The following is a 22,505-nucleotide window of genomic DNA, read 5'->3' as shown; positions in this document are numbered from 1 at the left end:
ACATTCGCTTTCCCTTTCTCTTTCCTCCCGATGACCCAAGACGAACTCAAGCGCCTGGTCGGCCAGGCCGCCGCCGATTATGTGAACACGCATGTCCCGGACGGTGCCGTGCTCGGCGTCGGCACCGGTTCGACGGTGAACTGTTTCATCGATGCACTGGCCCCGCACAAGTCGCGCTTTCGCGGCGCTGTATCGAGCTCCGTTGCGACAACGGCGCGCCTCGAGCAACACGGCATTCGCGTATTCGATCTGAACGAAATCGAGTCGCTGCCCGTCTACGTCGACGGTGCCGACGAGATCGATGCGAGCGGGGCGATGATCAAAGGTGGCGGAGGCGCGCTGACGCGTGAAAAGATCGTTGCTTCGGTGTCCGAAGTATTTGTCTGCATTGCGGATCGGTCCAAACGCGTCGACGTGCTCGGCACGTTCCCGCTGCCGATCGAGGTCGTGCCGATGGCGCGTACCGCAATCGGACGTCAGGTCATGGCGCTTTCCGGCGTGCCGGTGTTGCGCGTGCGCAATGATGGCTCGCCCTATGTCACCGATAACGGCAACGAGATTATCGACGTAAAAGGGCTGCACATCGACGATCCGCGCGGGCTCGAAGCCCTTATCAATGCGTGGCCGGGCGTCGTGACGGTGGGGCTCTTCGCGAGTCGCGGCGCTGATTTATGCCTGCTTGGCTCGGATCAGGGTGTCGAGATGGTTTCGTACGACGTGTAACCGCCGCGATAAAGGGTGAAGTGCCGGGGGAGAAAAAACTGGAATAATGAGCGGAGCGGTGTTTGCGTGCCCTTCTTCAAGCGCCATAAACGAGCAATTAAACGCCGTGTCTGCGCGAAACGCCCTGGGGTGGGCGCGAAGAATGTGGTGCAATAGGCACAAACGCCCGGCACGCCGGGAGAGACCATCAGATAAGCGAAGGATGCAATCATGCAACGCGAACTACGGTGCGCACTCGATACCGCGTACGCGCGACTGCGGGATGACGAAGCGTCGCCAACGACGTTTGCAGGCAATTACGCACTCGGGCTTGGCATCGTCGTGGGCGGGCAGACGTGCGGCGGCATGACGGAAGTCGAGGCAGCTTACGAGCGAGCACGGCTTGCCATGCTCGCGGCGCTTTACGAAGCGCGCGCCCGCGTGCGCAGCGATCTCAGCGCGCAATAATTGCGGCCGGTCGTATGCGTCGCGCGCTTCGTCTGTTTCTCGCGTCGCCGCATACCGCTTAGCTCACCGCATTCGTCTGATGAAGGTTCGGCAGCAGCCGATCGAACTCACGCTTCACGAGCCCGTAGCACTCGCACGCGCGCGATTCCAGCCCGCTGCGGTCGAGCACCTTGATATGTCCGCGGCTGTGATGAATGAGGCCTTGGTCATGCAGCTTGCCGGCCGCCTCCGTAATGCCTTCGCGGCGTACCCCCAGCATGTCGGCGATCATCTGCTGCGTGACGGCCAGCTCGTTCGTCGCAGCCCGATCTATCTCGATCAAGAGCCAGCGGCAAAGTTGTTTGCTCAGCGAATGATGGCGATTGCAGGCGGCAGTCTGTGCAACCTGCGTGAGCAGCGCTTGCATGTAGAGCAGCATCAGCCGGCGCAGCAAATCAGATCGACTGATCTCCAGTTTCAACTGTTGCGCGCTCATGCGATAGGCGAAGCCGGCGCATTGCACCTGCACGCGGCTCGGCATGGTCTCGCCGCCGGTCAGCACCTGAACGCCGGTCATGCCTTCGCGGCCCACGGCGGCTAGTTCGACTGAACCGCCGTCTTCCATCATCGACAACATCGAGATGATGGCCGTGGTCGGGAAATAGACATGGTGAATCTTGTGCCCGCAATCGCAAAGCAGTTGCTCGGTACGCAGATGGACCAATTCGAGATGCGGCGTCAGTGCTTGCCACTCATGCGAGGGCAGTGCTCCCAGCAGATGATTGCCGTGTAGATCGGATTGCAATGTCAACATGATCGGTCCTCGAATAAAAGCCACGTCATGCGCGGAGCGCATTTGCTTGTGCGGCTCTTTGTTACTTTGGGCCGGTTAAGGCAGCATTGCGTAGGAGTCCAAACTATCTATCCTTCGCACCACTTCCGTTCCGGCATCGTTGGCCTTTCTCCCTGGCCGTGCCACCGTCTGTGCGGCAGCGCTCAGTTGCGAGCCTGGTTCAGCGAAGATCGTGCCATGCGCTTGCCGGCCCTATCGCACGGTACTCGCTACTTGCTGCGACGCGGCGCCGGCGCGCCGCCAAGCCAATTTGTTTCAAATCTGCACGATCGCGCGGCGTTTCGGCGCTCCTCATAACCCGCTTCGCGTTCATCGGCTAACGCTTTGATCGCGCGGGTTTTCGATGCGAATAGCCGAATAGCGGACGCTAACCGGCGGGCGTTCGAGGGTCCATGCAGACGACAGCGGTCGAGGCGGAATTTGATTCACTTATGTTGCATGGACCGCATTGATTGTTGCGTCGCATACGTTGCGCGGAACAGATGCAAGCCCTGCGGGCAAAGGGTTGCGGCACGCACTCAACGTTCGGGAAGATCGGTTGTCTGCATGCCCGATTGACAGCGAATGCCTCGTTGGTCCCAACGGTGCCGTGCCGTCCTTGTAAAAACGTGTGTGGTGTCGCGAATGACTCAATGTTGAGACATGTGTGTGCGATGCAATCTCCCGCGGGCTTTCCCGTACACCATGCAAACTCCGCCAGGTGAGTGCGATTGCGAACGGAACGCCGCTTGTATGAGAAGTACCGTGCAGCATGGCAATTCGTCTTACCTGCGCGTTGCAGCGAAACGGCAAGCGAACTACGCAGTTGTCCTAACTAATTTTTTTTAACAGCCGTGCGGCTCGCTTAAGGCTCCAGCACAAGCGGCTTTGAATCGTCAGAGGGATAACCCTGTTCAGGCGTTTCCCAATAGCGTGCCTAATTTGATCAAAGCAACGTGTCGTTTGCCTATGAAGCGCGATGCGTGGGTGGCAGCGGAACAGCAATAGATCGGCGTCGATGGGCGCATCGGGGGGGGTATGGAGCAGGGCAAGGACCGTTCACTGGTCAGCAAAGTAATGGATGGGCTCGTCACAGGCATCGTCGAGGAAAAATACGGCGCGATTCTGCCGCCGCAGGATGTCCTGTCGAAGGAGTTCGACGTCAGTCGCACAGTCATGCGCGAAGCGCTGTCGATGTTGCTCGCGCGACACATGCTCGATGTGCGGCCGAAGGTGGGCACGCGTATTCGCGCTATGCGGGATTGGCGAATGATCGATGAGGACGTGGTGAACTGGCGTTTTCGGGCCAAACCCGATCCGCTGTTCATGCGCGACGTCATCGAATTTCGCATGCTGATCGAACCGCGCGCGGCCGCGCAGGCAGCGGCAAGAGCAAGCGTGGCGGAGGTGGCGGCCATACGCGAAGCGTTTGACGTGTTCAAGACACTGGCGCCCAGCGACACCGGCTATGCGGCAGCGAACGAAGCGTTGCATACGCGCATCGTTTCCGCGAGCGGCAATCAATTTTTTATGCAGATGGCCGCCATCATTCGAGGCGCACTCGCTGCCACCCAGCCGATGTTGGTCGGGAAAGCCGGCGGCTGGGAAATCTCGGTGAGTACGCACGAACGTCTCGTGGACGCGATCGAACGGCGTGATCCAAAGGAGGCGGAAGCCGCGGCGTTAGCGCTGATCGAGTTCGCTGCCGACGAGGTCAGCCGCGAGTTCGCAGTCGAAATGCCAAGCCGTCGATGATGACACGCCCGGGCGGGCGGCGGCTGTCTGCGTCGGCTGCCGGGCGGGGGGTCACCGCTGCTTGGCGGCTGAGCTATTTCCTCGTCCAGAACCTGCTCTGAGCAAGTCGATATCGCGCGCGCGCTTTACGCCGAACCTGGCGATGACCTCGTTAGCCGTGGCGCCTGCCTGCATTGCTTTCATCGCACGTCCCAGCGCTCGAGCGGCGCCCCTCCCGGCCGTCAGCCACGCGATGTCTTGCGCATCGGAAATACCGTGCTTTGCGGCAGCGTCCGTGGCCGACGTTCCGTCCATCATGTCGAAATAGGCGAGTTCCGTCCTGATGAAACGGGTATTCATGGCGGCACCGGGGGCGCGGCCAGGCGTCTCGGAGGACGGTCTCTGCGGCCGTTCGATACGAGGACGTCGAAGCCCTGCGAACACCTCCGGACCCGGCGTTCGCGGGGGCGCGTTCGAGGATGATGTGGCAGCGCGTGGGGGCTCGCCCGTGTCTGGATGAGAGAACGTCGGGTCAAGAGACCCTCCGCCGCCGATTGGTGGTGTCGACATTCTGGCGCTCCGCGTCGCAGGAAAAGCGCCGATTTAACAGGCCTTCACTCGGCTTCGCTGCTGTAAAGCGAACCGACCGCTTGACGAGCGAATTTCGATCGCGCCGACGTGCCGGTGTCGCGCGCGGCACTTCCGCGTTTTCAATGGCGAGTCGGCAGTGCGAGCCGCCGCTCGTACCAGTGCTGCAGCCATTCGAGCACCTGGCACAACACCCAATACACGGCTGCGGCTGCGAGATACAGCGGCAGCGGCTGATAGGTGGACGCGATGATTTCCTGCGCACTACGCAGCAACTCGGTGACCGTGATCACCGACACCAGTGACGTGTCTTTGATCAGGCTGATCAGGCTGTTCGACAGGCTCGGCACGGCGATGCGCAACGCCTGCGGCGCGATCACATAGCGCAGCGTCTGGCGCTTCGACAGGCCGAGGCTATAAGCAGCCAGCCACTGGCCGCTGTGAATGCCGTTGATCGCGCCGCGCATGCTTTCGGACAAGTACGCGGCGACATTGGCCGACAGCGCAATAACGCCGGCTGGAGTCGGCTCGAGCGAAATGCCGATACTTGGCAGTCCGTAATAAACCACGAAGATCTGCACGAGCAGCGGCGTGCCGCGCATCAGACTCACATAGATGCGCGCGATCCGGTTCAGCGCTCTGCTGTGGCTGATGCTCATCAATGCCAATACGACAGCCACGACGAGCCCGAAGACCATCGACAGCACGGCGAACTTAACCGTCAGAACCGCGCCTTGCGCGAGCACCGGCATGGATTGAGCAAGCAGGGACGTGGTGGACATGACCGGAGATAGTGAGGGGTACTAAGTAATTCGGTTCGGATTGGCTCGAACGCGAAAACGCGTGCGAGCGCACATGATATACGCACGAAAAGCAAAGGGCGGCATCGCGACGATGCCGCCCCTCGGGTATTGCGCAAGGCTGGAGCCTGCGTTTATTTCTTGATCGGCTTCGTCACATCGATGCCAAACCACTTCTCGGAAATCTTCGTCAGCGTGCCGTCGGCTTCGAGTTGCGTCATCGCGTCGTCGATTGCCTTGGCGAACTTCGGATTGCCCTGCTTGAACGGGATGGCAGAAGGCGTACCGCCCTCGAGCGTGGCACCTTGGCGCAGCGGCAGTTTCGAATTCTTGAGCAGATATGCGAGCATCAGCCGATCGTTGAGCGCCGCATCGAGCCGCTTCGATGCCAGGTCGTTAAGATATTCAGGTGCGCCCGGATAGGTTTTCACATCGATGCCGGGCACCGACTTCGCCATCGTCTCGTAGTTGGAACCCAGGCCGACGCCCAGCTTCTTGCCTTTCAATTCGGCGAGCGACTTGAACTCGCGCGTATCGTCGTTGCGCTGAATCAGTTGAGCCGCCGAGTAGGTGTAGGCCGGCGAAAAGTCGAGGACCTTCTTGCGCGCGTCGGTGGCACCGACCTGATTGACGATCACGTCGAACTTGCCTGCCTGCAAGCCGGCGATGATGCCGCTCCATTCCGTCGTGATGAACTCCGGCTTCAGTCCCAGCTTGGCGGCAACGGCCTTCGCCACATCGACGTCGAAACCGACGAGCTCGCCCTTGTCATTTTTCGAATCGAACGGCGGGAACGTCCCTTCCAGGCCGATGCGCAACGTGCCGCGCGCTTTCGCTTCATCGAGCAAGTCAGCGGCGTGTGCGGCCGTCGCGACGCACGTTACCCCAATCAGGCCGGCCATTAGGATCTTTTTGAACATCGCAAATTTCATTTTTGTACTCTCCTTGCCGCGCGGGCGTTGACGTGTCGCCATGATAGCGAAAAGTTAATCGACCTCGAAATATCGTTTGTTTATGTCTATATGAAAGCGCCGCCTGATGCGTGCGCAATGGCGTCGACGCATTCGCCGACCAGTGCGGGCCCTCGATAGACGAACCCAGTGTAAAGCTGCACGAGCGATGCACCGGCAGCGAGCTTGGCCAGCGCATCCGCTCCCGACGCGATCCCGCCGACGCCAATGATGGCCACCGCGTCACCGAGCTCGGTGCGCAGTTTGGCAATCACGGCGTTCGATGCTTCGAATACGGGTTTGCCCGAGAGGCCGCCTGCTTCGTCAGCATGTGGCAGGCCTGCCACGGCGGCGCGCGACAGCGTCGTATTCGTCGCGATGACGCCTTCGACGCGATGCCGCAGCAGCGTATCGGCGATTGCCTTGATCTGCTCGTCGTCGAGATCGGGGGCGATCTTCAATGCGAGCGGCACGAGCTTGCCATGCAGATCCGCAAGACGCTGTTGCTTGTCCTTCAACGCGCCGATCAGTGCATCGAGTTCGTTCGCGCCTTGCAACTGGCGCAGGTTCTTCGTGTTGGGCGACGAAATGTTGATGGTCACATAGCTCGCGAACGGATAGACACGCTCCAGGCAGTAGAGGTAGTCGTCGGCCGCGCGCTCGATCGGCGTATCGGCGTTCTTGCCGATATTCAAACCGAGCGGGCCGCGATAGCGCGCGGCCTGAACGTTTCGAACGAATTGATCGACGCCGCCATTGTTAAAGCCCATCCGATTGACGAGCGCCTCAGCCTGCGGAAGCCGGAACATGCGCGGGCGCGGGTTGCCCGGTTGCGCCCGCGGCGTCACGGTGCCGATTTCGATGAAGCCGAAGCCGAGCGCGGCGAGCCCATCGATGCAGGCGCCGTCCTTGTCGAGCCCGGCGGCGAGCCCCACCGGGTTACGAAATGCAATGCCCATGACGGTGCGCGGCAAATCGGGAACGTGCCGCGCGAGCAGCTTCGCGAGCCCGGCGCGGCCGGCGACACTGAGCGCGCGCAGCGTCAGATGATGGGCGTCTTCCGCATCCATGCGAAAGAGCTGGGCGCGGGCGAGCGGGTAAAGGGAACTGAGCACGTAGGAGTGGGCTTGCAGTATGGAAGAGCTGGCTATTTTACCGGCATTGGCAGGTGCCGCCGGGGTTCGACCGTCGTAGGTTCGAGCAATCCCCACTGGCCGTCGACGAGCCCTTCGAGCGGCCGGAAATTCGATTTATAAGCCATTTTGGCGCTTTGGCGAATCCAATAGCCGAGATAGACGTAGGGCAACCCGAGGCTTCGCGCCTGCTCGATCTGCCAGAGGATGTTGTAGGTGCCATAGCTGACGCCCTGCATCTCGGGTTCGAAGAACGTATAGACCGACGAAAGGCCGTCGCCGAGGATGTCGATCATGCTGACCATGCGCAATATGCCGTTCGCGCCGCCCTGCGGTTGGGGCCCTTCGCAAAGCGGCGCGGGCTCGCGGAATTCGACGAGGCGAGAGTTGATCCGACTGTGCAGCAGGAACTGCTCGTACTGGTCGCGGCTATCGCGGTCCATGCCGCCGCCTGCATGCCGCGCCGTCTGATAGCGCATATAGAGCGCATAGTGTTCTTCGTCGTAATGCAGCGGCGCGACGGAGGCGGTGAGGGCGGCATGACGTTTCCAGACGCGGCGCTGCGTCCGGTTGGGCGCAAAGGCAACGACTGGTACGCGCACTGGCACACACGCACGGCATCCCTCGCAATAAGGACGATACGTGAAGACGCCGGAGCGGCGAAAGCCCGCTTTCACGAGTTCGGTATAGACGTCGGAATTGATCAGATGGCTTGGCGTTGCCACTTGCGAGCGCGCGATGCGCCCTTCCAGATAGCTGCAAGGATAGGGGGCCGTTGCATAGAATTGCAGCGCGGAAAGCGGTGAAAGCGGCAGCTCATTCTGGTGAGTCATCGGCGGCTCTCGAAGCATCGTCTGTCGTTCTCGCAAGCCGCCGCCGATGCCAGGTCAGCGCGCTTGCTCGCTCGGCAACCCGTTCGGCAGGACATCGAGCAGGGCTTGTTTATCGAACTGCCACGGAACCGGCGCTTGAACGGTGGCCGTGCGAATGTGGGTAATAAAAGCCTTGCGTGCGATCTCTCGGCCGCCGAGGGACGCCAGGTGCGACGTATTCTGCTGGCAGTCTATCATTTCTACCTCGTGGTGGCGCAGGTGTCCGATCAGGCCGGCGAGTGCGATTTTCGATGCATCGGTCACGTCGGCGAACATCGATTCGCCGAAGAACATCCGCCCAAGCGATACACCGTAAAGGCCGCCCGCACGCTTTCCCTCGAACCAGGTCTCGACGCTGTGCGCTTCGCCCGCTCGATGCAGTACCGAGTAGGCGTCGATGATTTCGGCCGTGATCCACGTTCCGCGCTGGCCGCGCCGCGGCGCTTGCGCGCAGGCGCGCATGACGCCGGGAAAATCGGCATCGACGCGAATTTCCCAACGTTCGTCGCGCAGCACGCGCTTGAGTGTTTTTCTGAACGACGGCGACACTTTGAATTCGTCCGGCTTCAGAATCATGCGCGGATCGGGACTCCACCAGAGTACCGGCTGTCCGTCGGAATACCACGGAAAGATGCCGCGCCGATAAGCATCGACGAGCCGCCATGGCAGCAGGTCGGAGCTTGCCGCAAGCAGGCCCGGCGCGCCGCTCGTGATACCTAGCGCATGCTCGACGGGTGGAAACGGATCGTCAGGACCCAGCCAGGGAACCATCGGCGGCCCGCCGTTCAGCCTTCGCGCAACGAGCGGAACACGTCGCCCGTATGCAGGCCGTAGCTGCCGGCCGAACGATCGGCAAAGAAAAAGCGCAACGTCTGACCGACGGTCGGAAACGCGATGTCGTCCCAAGGGATCTCGCCCTCGTCAAACAGGCGCACCTCGATGCTTTCCTCGCCGGCTTCGATGTCGATATCGAGCAGCCGCGCGAGATAGAAAAGATGCACTTGGTGCACATGCGGAACATTCAACAGCGAGAAAAGATGCTGGACCTCGACGCGCGCCCCGGCTTCTTCAAGCGTTTCGCGTGCGGCGGCTTCGGCGGTCGTCTCGCCCATCTCCATGAAGCCGGCGGGCAGCGTCCAATAACCGTAGCGCGGCTCGATCGCACGGCGGCACAGCAATACTTTGTCCTCCCAAACGGGCACGGTGCCGACTACATTGCGCGGGTTCTGATAGTGCACGGCCCCACAGCTTTCGCAAACGAAACGCTCGCGATTGTCCCCGGGCGGGATACGCAAGCTAACGGATTGGCCGCAGGTCGAGCAGAATTTCATAGCCAGGCGAGAAGGTTGGGGGCACGAAGTGATGCGAGTTTATCACCGGCTACCTCCCACGCCGCGCGCCGTACGCCATACAACGAAAAAGCCGGGCGTTTGGCCCGGCTTGTCTGGTGCGCGATGCTCGCTTCGTCAGCTAAGGAACATCTGATCTATTCGAGCCGTTAAGATTGAGCCATTGCCACTTACCTCCGAGCCATGAAACAAACCACGTTCGCCTCGCTGGCGTTTGATGGAAAGAAGAAACAGACGCGCCGGGAGCGTTTCCTGACGGAAATGGAAGCGGTGGTGCCGTGGACGGCGTTGCTGGCGGTGATCGAGCCGCATTATCCGAAGTCGGGCCGGCGGGGCCGACCGCCGATGCCGTTGGCCACGATGCTGCGGATTTACTTCATGCAGCAGTGGTACGCGTTGTCGGACCCGGCGATGGAAGACGCGCTCTACGAGATCGAATCGATGCGCCGGTTCGCGCAGCTTGAACTGTCGGACGATGCGCTGCCCGATGAGACGACGATCCTCAAGTTCCGACATCTGCTGGAGCAGCACGGGTTGACCTCGAAGATGATGAACGTCATCAACGAGACGCTGGAAGCACGGGGCATGCTGCTCAAGGGCGGCACGATGGTAGACGCGACGATCATCCATGCGCCGCCGTCGACGAAGAACGAGGGCAAGCAGCGCGACCCGGAGATGCATCAGACGAAGAAGGGGAACCAGTGGTTCTTTGGCATGAAGATCCACGTTGGGGCGGACGTCGATAGCGGCCTGGTGCATACGGTATCGGTGACGCCGGCCAACACGGCGGACGTGAGCGAGTTGCCGGTGCTGCTGCGAGAGAGCGATCGGGCGGTGTTCGGCGACAAGGGCTACGTGAACAACGCGTTCAAGCGTCTGGCGCGTGAAGCCGGTGTGTTCTGGGGTGTTGCGCTCAAGGGCAGCAAGCCGTATCCGCTGACGAGCGCAAACAAGCGCTTCAATCACCGGATGTCCTCGATCCGGGCCCGGGTCGAGCACGTGTTTCGGGTGATCAAGCGGCAATTTGGCTACGCGAAGGTGCGCTACAAAGGGCTGGCGAAGAACGCGGCGCAGGTGTTCTCGCTGATCGGGCTGACGAATCTTTATCTGGCGAGGCGAAAGCTGATGGCTTGATGGGAAAAATCCGTCCGCTGCCTCGGAAAATCGGCGCTCTGGGCCGATATGGCCTCGATTGGTAGCGTGAAAGGCGGAGAAATCGATCATCGAAGCTCGCAGAAAATTGCTGGCATGAACGTCAACGTTCAAAACGTCAATAGATCAGATGTTCCCTAAAGAGCTTCATCGCCTGGCGCAGCGTGTTGACGACGCCCCAAGCGAGGGGAATCAGCACATACGCCCAAAAAAGTGCGAGGCCCACGCGGCTCACTTGCGGGACGGTGGATGTTGTCGACTGGCTCATGGCGGACTCCTTACTGTTCGTTGGCGAGTTGGGCGTCGCTCATGTGATGCTTTTCGTTCACGCGCGAGACGAGCAGGTTGCAGACGAACCCGACGACGAGCAGGACCGCCATGATATGCACCGTCATCGTATAGGCGTCGGCTTTCGCCACGCCGTGCGCGACCTCATAGGCGCGGATGTAGTTCACGAGCACCGGGCCCGCGACGCCTGCCGCAGCCCATGCGGTCAGTAGCCGGCCGTGGATGCCGCCGACGAAAGCGGTACCGAACATGTCAGCCAGATACGCCGGAACGGTCGAGAATCCGCCACCGTACATCGACAGAATCACGCAGTAGGCGAGCACGAACAGCGCGATGTTGCCAGTGGTCGCAAAGCCGGGTACGAGGTAGTAGAGTACGGCGCCCAACACGAAGAAGATGAAGTAGGTGACCTTGCGGCCGAGCCAGTCCGACGCCGATGCCCAGACGAATCGCCCGCCCATGTTGAAAAGCGATAGCAAGCCGACGAAGCCCGCGGCGGCAGCGGGTGTCACCGTGTTCTTGAAGCTCTCTTGAATCATCACCGACGCTTGGCCGAGGATGCCGATGCCGGCCGTCACGTTCAAAAACAGGACGAGCCAGATCAGGTAGAACTGGGGCGTCTTCTGCGCCTCGTCGATATCGACGTGATTGCGCGTGATCAGCTTGTGCGACGTGTCGGGCGGCGTCCAGCCGGCCGGCTTCCAGTCCGCGGGCGGCACGCGGATGGCGAGCGCCCCGATCGACATCGAAATGAAATAAGCGATGCCCAGCACGACGAATGTTTCGGCGACGCCGATGCTGGTCGCGCTCTTGAAGTGATTCATTAGCGCGACCGACAGCGGCGCCGCGATCATCGCGCCTCCACCGAAGCCCATGATCGCCATACCTGTCGCCATGCCGCGGCGGTCGGGAAACCACCGGATCAGCGTCGACACGGGCGACACATAGCCAAGCCCGAGACCGATGCCGCCAATGACCCCATAGCCCAGATAGAGCAGCGCGATCTGATGCAGCCAGACACCTACCGCCGATACGAGAAAGCCACCGCCGAAGCAGCACGCAGCAGTAAACATGGTTCGGCGCGGGCCGACATGCTCGAGCCACTTGCCCGCGAACGCGGCGGACAGGCCAAGAAACACGATGGCGATGGAAAAGATCCAGCCGAGCGTCGTGAGCGACCAATCATCGGGCGCGGATTGGGTAATCCCGATCACCTTGGTGAGCGGGCCGTTGAATACTGAAAACGCGTAGGCTTGCCCGATGCACAAATGGACGGCTAACGCGGCCGGTGGCACCATCCAGCGTGAAAATCTCGCCTGTGCGACGGTTGCCTGCTTTGAAAAAAACGGGGGCGAGCCGGTGCCGCCCCGCGCCGGGTGAGTGCTGCTCATATTTTTTAGGTCTCCAGGCACGTCATCAAGATGACGGTTTCGCGCAAGGTGTTTCTGGTTATCCGCGACCGATCGTTCGTGTTGCGCCGACAACGATAGGGGGCCGTCAAATAATGCGCAATAGGAGGGAGCACTACATAAAGTCGTGTAGGACTAAGTTGAATTGGTGTGCCAAATAGTGGTACATCGCGCGAAATGAAAAGCGCAATAAAAAAGCCTGGTCTTGGACCAGGCTTTTTAGGAAATTCGAGGAAATCAGAATGCGGACCGTGGCAACCAATGCTCGATCGTTGCGTTGCTGGTTGCGGGGGTAGGATTTGAACCTACGACCTTCGGGTTATGAGCCCGACGAGCTGCCAGACTGCTCCACCCCGCGTCCGTCGAAAAAACGATTATAGGGAAAACGCGAGGCTCGTGCAAGGAAAGATTCGCGTTTGGTTATAGGTGAGCCGAGCGGGCAACCGTTGTCGCGACGTTAGCGTCGCCGCCGGCGCCATTCGGGCGTGCGCTAAAATCGTGACGCGGTAGCGTACGCTGGATGCCCGATGCGGCATCTCCCCTTCGCCCTCATTTCGCACCGGCTTATCCAATGGATATCGAGCATGATTTGCACATGATCGCCGCACAAGAGCAGGCGCTCGTTTTTCCTCGTTTCGACGCGGCCCGCGCCTGGAAGCTCGGCGTCCATCTTCACGAAGTGGCGACGGCGCGCTCGCTTGCGCTCGCAATCGACATTTGCACATTTGGTCAGCCTCTTTTCTTTAACGCGCTCGATGGCGCAACGCCCGACCATGTCAACTGGGTCCGCCGCAAGCGCAACGTCGTTGCGCACTTTCGGCGCAGTTCCTACGCGGTCGGCTTGAGCATGCAGCGCGCCGGCACTACGCTCGCCGACAAACACGGCTTGCCCATCGCCGAATATGCGCCGCATGGCGGGGCCTTCCCCATTACGCTGGCGGGCGCCGGGGTGATCGGCTCGCTCACCGTCTCGGGGTTGGCGCAGCGCGCCGATCACGAACTCGCCGTCGAGGCGCTATGCGCCGAACTCGGCCACGACTACGCCAAGCTCGCGCTTGCCAAGGGCTGACGACATGCGTGGCTCCAGTTACCTTTGGCTTGCCGTCGCGATCGTTGCGGAGGTGATCGGCACGTCGGCGTTGCGCGCGTCCGCGGGATTCACGCGCCTCGTGCCAACACTAGTCGTCGTGGCGGGCTATGGCGTGGCGTTTTACTGCCTGTCCCTGACGCTCAAGACGATGCCCGTCGGCATCGTCTATGCGATTTGGTCCGGCGTCGGGATCGTGCTGATTACGCTCGTCGCCATCGTTCTTTACCGGCAAGTGCCCGATCTGCCGGCGGTCGCCGGTCTCTCGCTGATTGTCGCCGGCGTCGTCGTCCTTAACTTGTTTTCACGAATGCAGGCGCATTGACCCGGCACTGTAACGTTGTGTGCGGACGCACTCGCTGTCAGAGCGAGCCCGTGCTACCGTTGATGAATATCAAATTGCCGTTTCGACACCTTCATGGCTACTACTGAATCGGTCTCGGTCGCTGCCTCCGACGAGGTGCGCGCTTATGTCGACAATCGGATTGGTTTCATCGAGCTGAACCGCCCCAAGGCGCTGAACGCGCTTTCGCTGGCGATGATTCGCACGATGCATGCGCGGCTCGACGAATGGCGCACCGACGCGGGGGTGTTGGCGGTCGTCGTCTACAGCCCGCACGAGCGGGCGTTCTGCGCGGGCGGCGACGTGCGCTATTTCTATGAGGTTTCGCAACGAAACGACCTCGCCGCGCGCGACCGGTTCTTCATCGAGGAATATTCGCTCGATCATGCGATTTTCGTCTACCCGAAGCCCTATATTGCCTTGATGGACGGCATCGTGATGGGCGGCGGGATGGGCATTTCGCAAGGCGCGCATCGCACCGGCGGTTTGCGCGTGGTGACGGACGCCACGCAGATGGCCATGCCCGAGACACGCATCGGGCTGTTCCCCGATGTCGGCTCGGGTTGGTTTCTCGCGCGTACGCCCGGCGCCATCGGGCGCTATTTGGCCGTGACGGGCGCGACGATCGGAGCCACTGACGCGTTGTATGCCGGGCTCGCTGACGTCGGCATTCGTGCCAACGCTATCCCAGCGCTGCTCGACGCATTGCATCGTGAGTCGTTTGCGACGGGGGCCGATGTTGCGGCCTGTGTGAAGCGTGTCGCGCTGTTGGCGCCTTGCGTGCCCGCTGACGAATGTGCCGACACGTCGCTTGCCGCCACGCGCGGCTGGATCGACAAGCATTTCGGCCAGTCCGATGTGGCGCGCATCGTCGCTTCGCTTCAGATGGAAGAGGAGGACGGCGCGCGCGACTGGGCGGAAGACACCATCGGCATGATGCGCGCGCGCTCGCCGCTATCGATGGCGGTCGCGCTCGAAGCGGTCGCGCGTGGCGAAGGCTCGATGAGCCAATGTCTGCGCCGCGATCTGGACCTGACGCGCTCGATGTTCGAGTTCGGCGATGTGATGGAAGGCGTGCGGGCGCACATCGTCGACAAAGACAACCGTCCGGTTTGGCGCATCGCCCATATCGAGGACGTCTCGCGTGAGGACGTCGAACGGATGTTCGTGAGCCCGTGGTCGGCCGACGATCATCCGCTGCGGGGCCTGCACGGCTGAAGAGCTGAACGATTGAACGGTTACACGGTTGAACGACGCCGCGCGGGTGGTTAGTCTTCGTCGGCGGTTTCTGCCATGAACGCTCGCATGAACACGAGCGCACCCCAGCCCCACATCGCGTTTGCGGCAAACCCGAGCGCGAGGCGCGGCAGCATGTTGCCGCTCGGCCAAAGCCCTCGTATCGGATCGACGACGAACACGCGTGCTGCTGTCAGAACGATGCCGCCGAAGACGAATGCATGCACCCAAGGGGCCACGCGCTCGGGTGAGACGCGCAGCAGCCATGCCATCAGGACGGCCCACGCCGCGCACCATAGCGCGTTGGCCACGAATTCGGGAATGCCGAGCGGCGCGAACGGGGCGGTCGAAAACCCTGCTGTATCGATGAGTCCGGCCGCATGCAACAGCGCAAGCGTCGACTCATGGAAGAACAGCGCGGCTAAAAAACCCGAAACAAACGGCAGGATGATTTTTTGCATGTAGCGCTTCGCAGGCGGCGGCAAAAAAAAGGGGGGGGGCGCCGCCCACTTTCGGCAGGCGCGCTTCGGACGAAACGAGCGTCATTATAGGGTCACCGCAGGGGCGGGCGCTGCACCACGAAAGTGCTACGATGGGTAGATGCTGTTTGGGAGAAATGATATGAACGCCTCCCACCCGTGAGAGGTGGAAGCGAAGAAGGAGGGTGGACCCTCACGGGCCGACGGCATCGAAGTGCCCAAGGTGGAAGATCATCAAGGTCTTCACAGGCAAACCGGAGGGTCCGAAATGAAGCTTACGACAGTTGGTGTGGACATTGCAAAGAACGTGATCCAGCTCCATTACATCGACGCTGAGACAGGCGAGATTGTGAACAAACCGATAAAGCGGGCGGCGTTTCTCGAGCATTTTGCGAACCTGCCGCCGTGCCTGGTCGGGATGGAGGCGTGTGGCGGTTCGCAGCACTGGGCCCGCAAGCTCACGGCGATGGGCCACCAGGTGAAGCTGATGCCGGCGAAGTTCGTCAAGGCGTTCGTGATGGGTAACAAGAATGATGCGGCTGATGCGCGAGCGATCTGGATGGCCGCGCAGCAACCGGGCAAGTCAGTTGCGGTGAAGACCGAGACGCAGCAGGCAGTGCTGGGGCTGCACCGGATGCGCGAACAGCTGGTGAAGTTTCGCACGATGCAGATCAACAGTCTGCGCGGCCTGCTGACCGAATACGGTGAAGTGATGGGCAAGGGTCGAGCTGCGCTGGACAAGGCGATACCAGATGTATTGGCGCGACTGGTGGACCGTCTGCCGACGATTCTGATCGACACGCTGCGCGAGCAATGGAACGGCTTGACGGATCTGGACCGGCAGATTGCCGAAATCGAACGGCGCCTGCAGACATGGCTGAAAGAGGACAAGGCGTGCAAGGCAATCGTTGCGATACCGGGTGTCGGTCTGCTGACGGCGACTGCGGCGATCGCGACGATGGGGGACGCGAAGACGTTCAGATCCGGGCGTGAGTTCGCAGCCTGGATTGGGCTGGTCCCGAGGCAAACGGGGTCGGGCGGCAAGGTTCAGTTGCTGGGCATCAGCAAGCGAGGCGATACATATCTGCGCAAGCTGCTGATCCACGGTGCGCGCAGCGTGCTCTTCCACTCGAAGGAGCCGGGGCCGTGGCTTGAGCAGATCAGGACACGCAGGCCGATGAATGTAGTGGTCGTGGCGCAGGCCAACAAGATGGCCCGCACGATCTGGGCAATCCTGGCACATGACCGGCCATATGAAAAAGGTTACGTGAGCGTGAAGCCGATTTGAATGGCGAACGACGCGCAGAAAGATCAACTTTTACAGGATGACACGTCGAAAGGTTGCGCTGGCAATCGTATGTAATGACAAGACAGGTCGGACCGGGACTCGCTAAACCTGAATCATCGCTCGAGCTTCAAGCTCGCCGGAGAAATGAGGTGCGGGTCAGCGGATTTCATGGTGGGCCGCAGCGCATCGGGCTGCAACAAGCCCGGATATAAAGCTGCAACCCATCCTGTCGTAGTCGCAACACACGAAAAACCTTCGCAAACGGGAGGCGTTCATATAAGCGACGATGAAACCGATAGGCATCGATATGGGCGACTACGAGGAAGATTATCGGGGGTTCAAGCTCGAAGTCGCGGTTGAGCAGGTGTTGACCGGCGTGAAATCCCACTTTCGCGTGCGCAAGGACGGCACGGTGGTGCACGACTGGCAGCTCGTCCATATCGACAAGCTATGGACGACCGAGCGGGACGCGGCGCGCGCCGCGCTCGATGCGGCGCGCACGCTCATCGACGGGAATCTCGACGGCTGAACGGTGAGCACTTCCCGCTTGCTGCTTTGAGCTGCGCGCAATCACTCACCTTCGCCCGTCAGTGTGGCGCTCGGGCCTGGCCATCCGTCTTGGGCGTCTTGCGGCGGATCGCGTGTTTCGGGCAACGCCGCCCATACAAGCACGACGGCAAGCGCGCCAGCCGCGGCCAGGCCAAAGAAGCTGATCGTGTTGCCAAAATGGTCTGAAATGAACCCGGCGAGCAGTGTCGAAAGCGTCGCCCCAATGCCGGCTGTGAGACCGAAGAAACCGATGCAAAGATTGTAGTGCCCCTTCTCGCCCGCCACGTCGGCCGCAATCAGCGGCAGCATGACGCCGAACACAGCGGCACTGATTCCATCGAGCATTTGCACCGGTACAAGCAGGTAAGGGCTCGATACTCCCGCGAATAGCAGCGCGCGCAGCGGCAGTGCGGCAAAGCCGAAAAGCAGCAGCGGGCGCCGGCCCCAACGCTCGGCCGAGCGTCCCACCCATGGCGACAGCGCGGCTACCACGGCTTGCGGAACGATGATGCACGCGGCAATAACCAGTTGCACGTTATCGCTCATATGCGTGGTGACTTCGCCGGCCGCGAGATTGAGCATCGCCGCATTCGACAGGTGAAAGAGCGCAATACACGCTGCGAATATGAGGACGCGCTTGTCGTGCAGCAGCTCGCTCATGCTGCCGCGCTTGTGCGCAACGGGCGGCGCGCCCGGCGGCGGCGCGATGCGTCCCGTGTTTTCGATCATCGACAGTGCGAGCAGAGCCGGCACCGAGAGCGCCGCCGTCAGCCAGAACACCGAGCGCGCCGAGAAATATTCCCCGAATGCGCCCATCGCCGCAGCGGCCACCGCACTGCCGATCGAAGCAAAGCGGGCGTTGCGGCCGAGCCGGTCGCCGAGTCCGTGGCGCCCGACGAGCGCGAACGAAATCGCAGCGATGGCCGGTGTCAGCATGCAGCTCGCGAAGCCGTGAAAGATCTCGGCGGTCAGCACGGGCAGTAGCGTTGGGCTGGCGGCGAGCAGCAGAGCACAGGCGGCGATCGAGATGATGGCGACGACGGCTGCGCCCTTTTTGTTGCGCAACGCGTCGATCAACGCGCCGGCCGGCACCTGACTCAACATCGCGGTCGCGGTTCCGACGCTCAGCGCAACGCCGATTTCCCCCTGCGTCCATTTATGCGAGGTCAGATACGATGCAATGAACGGACCGAAGCCCGTCTGGACGTTGGCAAGGAAGAAGTTCAGCCAGTCGAGCGCGCGAAGACTTCGTGAGTTGACCATCTGCGCGTGCGTCACCGTGAAGGGCTGGAGCCCGGTTCCGTAGGCCGTGCTTCGGCTGTCGGCTTGGCCACCGGCGCCGGAGAAACGGCGCGGATAGGGCGATCGAGTTCGTAATTTGGCGCCGCGTCGAGTTGCTTGTCGGTGAGCTCGGCCTCGACCTCGAGCGCGCCGTCCTTGCGGACGAAATGGAGCGCCGACCAATCGGCCGCGATGCTGCGTCGATCATGCATCAGCCGTCCGACGTCGAGAATGGCGGCTTGCGGCGCCGCGTGGTTATCGATCAACACGTCGATGACGCGGCCCACGCGCGAGCCGTTGCTGCGCTCGACCGTCGCATCGATGATGTGCAGCAGGCCGGGATCATCGGTGTTGCCGCTTGGCGCCGCGGCCGGTTTCTTGAGCGCCTCCGAAGCGGGGGGCTGTCCCTGCGGCACGGCGAGTGTGACCGCCATCTTTTTAGCGGCCATGTTGAACATGAACGCGCTCCACGGAAAGCGGACCTTGCGATCGCCAATGCCCATGAAGCCTGACAGATTGACGAGCAATGCCTGCGGCTTACCGTTTTTATCGACGAACATGTCGATGGCACGGCCGACGGTCTTCCCGTCTGGACGCTGCACGCGCGCGTCGAGCAGGCCGCGGGTGTCGTTCGACGACAGAAGACGTGTCGAGATGACCGGCACGGGTACGACCGGCGCGGGCGGCGGCGGCTCGGTCGGCGTGGGGCGGGGTGGGGCAGGGTGTCGATGTACCGGTCTTGGCGGCGCCTTTTTGACTTCGGCTACGGCTGGTGCGGAAGCGGCGACCGGCGCGGAAGCCTCGGGTTCAGGTTGTGCGGGCGGCTCGGGTTCCGGTTCGGGCGCGGGCGCCGGCTGCTCCGCGACCGGGGGCGGCTTCGGGCCGAAAAGCGCGCTGCACCCCGCCAGCATCGTTAGCAGCACCCATATGAAGACGTACCGGCTCAAGCCGCGAGGGGAAAAACCGCCGCTCATCGATCAACACTCCTTTGATGCGGGACCGTTACGCGAAAGGCGGCTGCCTGCCCGCGTGCGGGCTCCATTCTAGCGGGCGAATTGCGTGCGGCCGACACCCGGTGAAGGCATTACGGTAAAATTACGGTCTTCTCGCCGATTGCTCCGCCATGTCGTTACTAACCGTTGCCAGTCCACGCCGCGTTTCGGTCGCGCCGATGATGGACTGGACTGATCGCCATTGTCGCTATTTTCATCGCCTCATTTCTCGCCATACATGGCTTTATACGGAAATGGTGACGACAGGTGCACTGCTTTTCGGCGATGTGGCGCGCCACCTGGCTTTTACGGCTCAGGAGGCGCCCGTCGCGCTGCAGTTGGGCGGCAGCGAGCCGGGTGACCTGGCGCGTGCGGCCAAGCTCGGCGAGCAATGGGGCTATGACGAAATCAATCTGAATTGCGGCTGTCCGTCCGAGCGCGTGCAGCGTGGGGCTTTCGGGGCGTGCCTGATGAACGAACCGGCGCTCGTCGCCGATTGCGTGAAGGCCATGCGCGACGCGGTGACGGTGCCCGTGACAGTCAAGCATCGGATCGGCGTCGATGCGGTGGAAGACTACGCGTTCGTACGCGATTTTGTCGGTACGGTGGCGGACGCGGGCTGCAGCGTGTTCATCGTTCATGCGCGCAATGCGATTCTGAAAGGGCTCTCGCCGAAGGAAAATCGCGAGATTCCGCCGCTTAAATACGAGTATGCGTATCGATTGAAGCGCGAATTTCCGGCGCTCGAGTTCATCATCAACGGCGGGATCAAGACGCTTGACGAAGTTCAAACGCACCTTGCACATGTCGATGGCGTGATGCTCGGGCGGGAGGCTTATCACAACCCGTATGTCCTGGCCGACGTCGATGCGCGCTTTTACGGCGCGACCGCCGCGGCGCCTTCGCGCGAAGAAATCGAAGCCGCGCTTGTCGGCTATTGCGCGACGGAACTGGCGCGCGGCACGTTCCTCGGTGCGATCACGCGCCATTTGCTCGGGCTTTATCGCGGTGTGGCGGGCGCGCGGGGCTGGCGGCGCGTGCTGTCGGACAATAAACGGCTGGCGGCCGCCGACCTCTCGATTTTCGACGAGGCACGCACGCATTTACGCGAGCCGGTCGAATTTATCGGATGAGGGGCTAGGCAAGCTGCTTCCAGGTTTGTATAATCTCGCTTCTTCGTCGGTGGGCCAGTTCTTGGCGCACCAGGCAGCAAGTCTCAGTGGTGGCTGTAGCTCAGTTGGTAGAGTCCAGGATTGTGATTCCTGTCGTCGTGGGTTCGAGTCCCATCAGCCACCCCAATCAAGTCAAGCAGCTACAGCAGTAAGATCCCATTTTTTGGAAGATCATCAACGCGTCGCGCGGCTTCGTTCACAGTAGTCTCAATCGGGCCCTGATCGTATTCCAGCCGCTGTGCGTCTTGGCCAGCCGTATTGCCAAAAACATATACACTCTCGCTCCAAAGAAAAAGCCGCCGAGCTTTCGCTGGGCGGCTTAGACAATGGCGTGGGACTTTAGGCTGGAAAGAACACCGCCGGACTCACATTGAAGCGCTTCGACAATGCGGCGATTTGACGTGTGTTCAGTTCGCGCTTGCCATTGAGGATTTCCGACACGACACCTTGGCTTCCGATCTCGGGAAGATCGGATTGCTTTACGTCGTTCTCCATCATGAGGTACTTGAGAACATCCGCCGGGGCCGCGTCCGGTAGGCGATAGTGCGCTTCGTCGTAGTCACCAACGAACTCGCCAAGCGCATCAGCGAGAGGGGCGAGCTTATGCCCTTCGTCTGCGGCGCCCGCATCAAGCAAGGCGTTCAGCGCTCGCACTGCGAAGTCGTAATCGCGATTCGTCATGATCGGATGCAGCGGAACCTTCTGGGAGATGGCCTCGAAGTGCCCGGCCAACTCATCGATGTCATTCCGCGAAAATTTCAGGGCTTCCATTTGTCGTACTCCCTGTGCGTGAGCACATGACGCACATATAGCTTCTGCACATTGAAGTGCACAGCGGCGATCACGCGAAACTTGTTGCCACCGATATCAAACACACAAAACGCTCCAACTTTGTCTACCGCATTGAAGGCCCGCTTCAGCTCCGAGAAGTTCGCGAAAAAGCCGGCCTCGATTGTCTTGCGCCAATTCAGTAGAGGGATACCCGCATCCTGATGCTTGGCGGTGAACTCTACTAGGGCTCTATTGGAGATGACTCGCATGGAAGCAAACGTTATCTCAGGTTGAGATATACAACAACCGTTGTTACAAATTTGCAAACTGGCCGCGAAGGGGCCTTTGATTTCCCGGAGATTGAATGGACTACGCCGCCGCCGTCAAGGTTGCGTGTGCGGGATTGGCTACTGTCCCCCCTGTACTTGCGCTATCGCGAGCTGGAATTGAATCTGCGCATCAGGCCGCGCAAACGGCTAGTACGTGAGCAACCGGAACCGCTAGCCGTGCCGCTGGCGCTGAACAAATGCTGGTCAATGGACTTCATGCATGATCAGCTCGCCGACGGCCGTAGCATCAGGCTGTTTAACGTCATCGACGACACTAACCGCGAGGGCCTGTGCATCGAAGTGGATTTCGCGTTGCCGGCGCTACGCGTTATTCGGTCACTGGAACAGGTAATCGAATGGCGCGGCAAGCCGCTGAAGATCCCCTGTGACAACGGGCCCGAATATGTCAGCGATGCGCTCAGGGACTGGGCGATCCGACGCGGCATCGTTCTGCAGTTTATCCAGCTTGGCAAGCCGCAACAGAATGCCTACATCGAGCGCTACAACAAATCCGTTCGGTACGACTGGTTCGCCCATTACTCCTTCGAGACGGTATCTGAAGTTCAGGCGTATGCGACCAAGTGGCTCTGGTCATACAATCACGAACGGCCCAACACAGCCATCGGCGGTGTGCCACCAAAATAGAAGTTGCCCATCGCGGCCTGACCTCTACTTCTGACCGCCGTTAAAAGCGGGGGATTACCGTGCGCCAATGAGCCAAA

At 61.1% G+C, this 22,505-nt stretch carries 25 protein-coding genes, 2 tRNA genes and 1 pseudogene; 12 read left to right on the top strand and 16 right to left on the bottom strand.

Annotation, left to right across the window (positions count from 1 at the left end; all coding sequences use genetic code 11):
- Window positions 1-30: 30 nt before the first annotated feature.
- A complete protein-coding gene (rpiA, locus tag ACSQ20_RS10505) occupies window positions 31-723 on the top strand; it encodes a ribose-5-phosphate isomerase RpiA (RefSeq protein ID WP_436019621.1) in 693 nt (230 codons plus the stop codon).
- A 210-nt stretch (window positions 724-933) separates the two neighbouring features.
- Complete coding sequence (locus tag ACSQ20_RS10500; RefSeq protein WP_436019619.1) at window positions 934-1,170, top strand: hypothetical protein; 237 nt, start codon at window positions 934-936, stop codon at window positions 1,168-1,170.
- 58 nt (window positions 1,171-1,228) lie between these two features.
- Here ACSQ20_RS10500 and ACSQ20_RS10495 read toward each other — a convergent pair whose 3' ends face one another.
- Entirely contained in the window at window positions 1,229-1,963 is a 735-nt protein-coding gene (locus tag ACSQ20_RS10495) for a Crp/Fnr family transcriptional regulator (protein WP_436019617.1), read from the bottom strand.
- A gap of 1,056 nt (window positions 1,964-3,019) precedes the next feature.
- Here ACSQ20_RS10495 and ACSQ20_RS10490 point away from each other — a divergent pair.
- Window positions 3,020-3,736, top strand: coding sequence for a FadR/GntR family transcriptional regulator (locus ACSQ20_RS10490; RefSeq protein ID WP_436019615.1), 717 nt, complete (start codon window positions 3,020-3,022; stop codon window positions 3,734-3,736).
- Window positions 3,737-3,787: 51 nt separating this feature from the next.
- On the opposite strand, the gene ACSQ20_RS10485 is transcribed toward ACSQ20_RS10490, so the two are convergent.
- The 7 genes from ACSQ20_RS10485 to ACSQ20_RS10455 form a co-directional block, all read right to left on the bottom strand.
- The gene (locus ACSQ20_RS10485; protein ID WP_436019613.1) at window positions 3,788-4,075 is read right to left on the bottom strand and encodes a hypothetical protein; all 288 of its coding nucleotides are present in this window, start codon (window positions 4,073-4,075) and stop codon (window positions 3,788-3,790) included.
- A 350-nt stretch (window positions 4,076-4,425) separates the two neighbouring features.
- Complete coding sequence (locus ACSQ20_RS10480) at window positions 4,426-5,085, bottom strand: amino acid ABC transporter permease (protein ID WP_436019611.1); 660 nt, start codon at window positions 5,083-5,085, stop codon at window positions 4,426-4,428.
- Window positions 5,086-5,237: 152 nt separating this feature from the next.
- The gene (locus ACSQ20_RS10475; protein WP_436019610.1) at window positions 5,238-6,035 is read right to left on the bottom strand and encodes a transporter substrate-binding domain-containing protein; all 798 of its coding nucleotides are present in this window, start codon (window positions 6,033-6,035) and stop codon (window positions 5,238-5,240) included.
- An 86-nt stretch (window positions 6,036-6,121) separates the two neighbouring features.
- Window positions 6,122-7,168, bottom strand: a complete 1,047-nt coding sequence (locus ACSQ20_RS10470; protein ID WP_436019608.1) for a quinone-dependent dihydroorotate dehydrogenase — start codon at window positions 7,166-7,168, stop codon at window positions 6,122-6,124.
- Window positions 7,169-7,200: 32 nt separating this feature from the next.
- The gene (locus tag ACSQ20_RS10465) at window positions 7,201-8,019 is read right to left on the bottom strand and encodes an arginyltransferase (protein ID WP_436019606.1); all 819 of its coding nucleotides are present in this window, start codon (window positions 8,017-8,019) and stop codon (window positions 7,201-7,203) included.
- 54 nt (window positions 8,020-8,073) lie between these two features.
- Window positions 8,074-8,829, bottom strand: a complete 756-nt coding sequence (gene aat / locus ACSQ20_RS10460) for a leucyl/phenylalanyl-tRNA--protein transferase (RefSeq protein WP_436019604.1) — start codon at window positions 8,827-8,829, stop codon at window positions 8,074-8,076.
- 14 nt (window positions 8,830-8,843) lie between these two features.
- On the bottom strand, window positions 8,844-9,389 hold the full coding sequence (locus ACSQ20_RS10455) for an NUDIX hydrolase (protein WP_436019602.1): 546 nt from the start codon (window positions 9,387-9,389) through the stop codon (window positions 8,844-8,846).
- Between the two features lie 201 nt (window positions 9,390-9,590).
- Here ACSQ20_RS10455 and ACSQ20_RS10450 point away from each other — a divergent pair, with 201 nt between their 5' ends.
- Window positions 9,591-10,541: an IS5 family transposase gene (locus ACSQ20_RS10450; RefSeq protein WP_436018149.1), complete on the top strand. Its 951-nt coding sequence runs from the start codon at window positions 9,591-9,593 to the stop codon at window positions 10,539-10,541.
- Between the two features lie 136 nt (window positions 10,542-10,677).
- On the opposite strand, the gene ACSQ20_RS10445 is transcribed toward ACSQ20_RS10450, so the two are convergent.
- The 3 genes from ACSQ20_RS10445 to ACSQ20_RS10435 all read right to left on the bottom strand — a co-directional run bounded on the left by ACSQ20_RS10445 (window position 10,678) and on the right by ACSQ20_RS10435 (window position 12,614).
- Complete coding sequence (locus ACSQ20_RS10445; RefSeq protein WP_436019600.1) at window positions 10,678-10,827, bottom strand: MFS transporter small subunit; 150 nt, start codon at window positions 10,825-10,827, stop codon at window positions 10,678-10,680.
- A gap of 10 nt (window positions 10,828-10,837) precedes the next feature.
- Window positions 10,838-12,238, bottom strand: a complete 1,401-nt coding sequence (locus ACSQ20_RS10440) for an L-lactate MFS transporter (RefSeq protein ID WP_436019598.1) — start codon at window positions 12,236-12,238, stop codon at window positions 10,838-10,840.
- 299 nt (window positions 12,239-12,537) lie between these two features.
- Window positions 12,538-12,614, bottom strand: a tRNA-Met gene (locus tag ACSQ20_RS10435).
- A gap of 213 nt (window positions 12,615-12,827) precedes the next feature.
- Here ACSQ20_RS10435 and ACSQ20_RS10430 point away from each other — a divergent pair.
- The 3 genes from ACSQ20_RS10430 to ACSQ20_RS10420 all read left to right on the top strand — a co-directional run bounded on the left by ACSQ20_RS10430 (window position 12,828) and on the right by ACSQ20_RS10420 (window position 14,904).
- Window positions 12,828-13,325 (top strand): heme-degrading domain-containing protein, encoded by a 498-nt coding sequence (locus ACSQ20_RS10430; protein ID WP_436019596.1) that lies wholly within the window; start codon window positions 12,828-12,830, stop codon window positions 13,323-13,325.
- Window positions 13,326-13,329: 4 nt separating this feature from the next.
- On the top strand, window positions 13,330-13,668 hold the full coding sequence (locus tag ACSQ20_RS10425; protein WP_436019594.1) for a DMT family transporter: 339 nt from the start codon (window positions 13,330-13,332) through the stop codon (window positions 13,666-13,668).
- 93 nt (window positions 13,669-13,761) lie between these two features.
- Window positions 13,762-14,904, top strand: coding sequence for an enoyl-CoA hydratase/isomerase family protein (locus ACSQ20_RS10420; protein ID WP_436019592.1), 1,143 nt, complete (start codon window positions 13,762-13,764; stop codon window positions 14,902-14,904).
- A gap of 50 nt (window positions 14,905-14,954) precedes the next feature.
- Here ACSQ20_RS10420 and ACSQ20_RS10415 read toward each other — a convergent pair whose 3' ends face one another.
- The gene (locus ACSQ20_RS10415; RefSeq protein WP_436019590.1) at window positions 14,955-15,383 is read right to left on the bottom strand and encodes a hypothetical protein; all 429 of its coding nucleotides are present in this window, start codon (window positions 15,381-15,383) and stop codon (window positions 14,955-14,957) included.
- 286 nt (window positions 15,384-15,669) lie between these two features.
- Between ACSQ20_RS10415 and ACSQ20_RS10410 the strand changes: the two genes are divergently transcribed.
- Both ACSQ20_RS10410 and ACSQ20_RS10405 read left to right on the top strand, forming a co-directional pair.
- Complete coding sequence (locus ACSQ20_RS10410) at window positions 15,670-16,689, top strand: IS110 family transposase (RefSeq protein WP_436018354.1); 1,020 nt, start codon at window positions 15,670-15,672, stop codon at window positions 16,687-16,689.
- A 286-nt stretch (window positions 16,690-16,975) separates the two neighbouring features.
- Window positions 16,976-17,218, top strand: coding sequence for a DUF6566 family protein (locus tag ACSQ20_RS10405; RefSeq protein ID WP_436019588.1), 243 nt, complete (start codon window positions 16,976-16,978; stop codon window positions 17,216-17,218).
- 41 nt (window positions 17,219-17,259) lie between these two features.
- On the opposite strand, the gene ACSQ20_RS10400 is transcribed toward ACSQ20_RS10405, so the two are convergent.
- Window positions 17,260-18,501 carry an MFS transporter gene (locus ACSQ20_RS10400; protein WP_436019586.1) on the bottom strand — a complete coding sequence of 414 codons (1,242 nt, stop codon included), beginning with the start codon at window positions 18,499-18,501 and terminating at the stop codon, window positions 17,260-17,262.
- 11 nt (window positions 18,502-18,512) lie between these two features.
- On the bottom strand, window positions 18,513-19,493 hold the full coding sequence (locus ACSQ20_RS10395) for a PRC-barrel domain-containing protein (RefSeq protein ID WP_436019584.1): 981 nt from the start codon (window positions 19,491-19,493) through the stop codon (window positions 18,513-18,515).
- A 149-nt stretch (window positions 19,494-19,642) separates the two neighbouring features.
- Between ACSQ20_RS10395 and dusA the strand changes: the two genes are divergently transcribed.
- Together dusA and ACSQ20_RS10385 are read left to right on the top strand one after the other, a co-directional pair.
- The gene (gene dusA, locus ACSQ20_RS10390) at window positions 19,643-20,644 is read left to right on the top strand and encodes a tRNA dihydrouridine(20/20a) synthase DusA (RefSeq protein WP_436019582.1); all 1,002 of its coding nucleotides are present in this window, start codon (window positions 19,643-19,645) and stop codon (window positions 20,642-20,644) included.
- An 89-nt stretch (window positions 20,645-20,733) separates the two neighbouring features.
- Window positions 20,734-20,809, top strand: a tRNA-His gene (locus ACSQ20_RS10385).
- A 213-nt stretch (window positions 20,810-21,022) separates the two neighbouring features.
- Here ACSQ20_RS10385 and ACSQ20_RS10380 read toward each other — a convergent pair.
- Together ACSQ20_RS10380 and ACSQ20_RS10375 are read right to left on the bottom strand one after the other, a co-directional pair.
- On the bottom strand, window positions 21,023-21,454 hold the full coding sequence (locus tag ACSQ20_RS10380; protein ID WP_436019580.1) for a helix-turn-helix domain-containing protein: 432 nt from the start codon (window positions 21,452-21,454) through the stop codon (window positions 21,023-21,025).
- The gene (locus tag ACSQ20_RS10375) at window positions 21,442-21,723 is read right to left on the bottom strand and encodes a type II toxin-antitoxin system HigB family toxin (RefSeq protein WP_436019578.1); all 282 of its coding nucleotides are present in this window, start codon (window positions 21,721-21,723) and stop codon (window positions 21,442-21,444) included. The genes ACSQ20_RS10380 and ACSQ20_RS10375 overlap by 13 nt, the downstream gene beginning before the upstream one ends.
- 135 nt (window positions 21,724-21,858) lie before the next feature.
- Between ACSQ20_RS10375 and ACSQ20_RS10370 the strand changes: the two are divergent.
- Window positions 21,859-22,428, top strand: a pseudogene (locus ACSQ20_RS10370) (DDE-type integrase/transposase/recombinase); the annotation flags it as partial.
- Window positions 22,429-22,505 lie beyond the last annotated feature (77 nt).

The sequence above is a fragment of the Trinickia sp. LjRoot230 genome (assembly GCF_964253315.1).
Taxonomy (GTDB): Bacteria; Pseudomonadota; Gammaproteobacteria; order Burkholderiales; family Burkholderiaceae; genus Trinickia.
The sequence above is the reverse complement of the archived record's forward strand: the minus strand, read 5'-3'. Positions and strand labels throughout refer to the sequence as shown.